1 protein-coding gene is annotated in these 573 nt (G+C 55.5%); it reads left to right on the top strand.

Annotated features, from left to right (window positions below):
• Nucleotides 1-92: 92 nt before the first annotated feature.
• On the top strand, nucleotides 93-573 hold a 481-nt coding region (locus tag AC07RZ_RS24165), incomplete at its 3' end, for a hypothetical protein (RefSeq protein ID WP_494669878.1).

Below are 573 nucleotides of genomic sequence, written 5' to 3' on the forward strand. Positions count from 1 at the left end.
CCCCCCCGATCCTTCGCCGCTTGTCCGTCTAGAGATAAGGAAATTTCTCTGGTGGTGCGGGCGGCGAGCAGCCTGCGCGTCAAGGTTCTGTAGTGGGTATCGGCTTCCTGTCCCGCTTACACTGCGTGCTGCTGCTGTCCCTCGCCACACTCGCGTCTCACAGCATTGCCTCAAACAATGTCGTGCTGCTGGAAATTGAAGTCGATGGCCAGTCCTATGGCACCTATTCGGTTTGTCGGTTTGTGCGTAACGCACACATGCAATTCGCGTTAAGTGCGCCATTTTTTTCTGACGTCAACTTGCAACGTGGGGCTATTCCCGCAGGAGCTTGCCCAACAGACGATTTTTACACAGCGAACGGAATCACGTTTCACGAAAGCGAGATCAATCGCCTCTTGGTCGGAACTAGTACTGGGCCACTGCCTTTTTTGACCTATCGCACCGGCGAAGAGCATCCTGCTGCTGAGGTCCCCCGCCAGCAGGATGTCGCGGCATTGGCGCTCAATTATGCAGCCAGCGGGATTCATTCACCGTATGGAGAAGACGCCACCTTGCAGTTGCAGGGGCAGTTAT

It is taken from the genome of Collimonas sp. GW821-FHT07E08 (assembly GCF_059418905.1).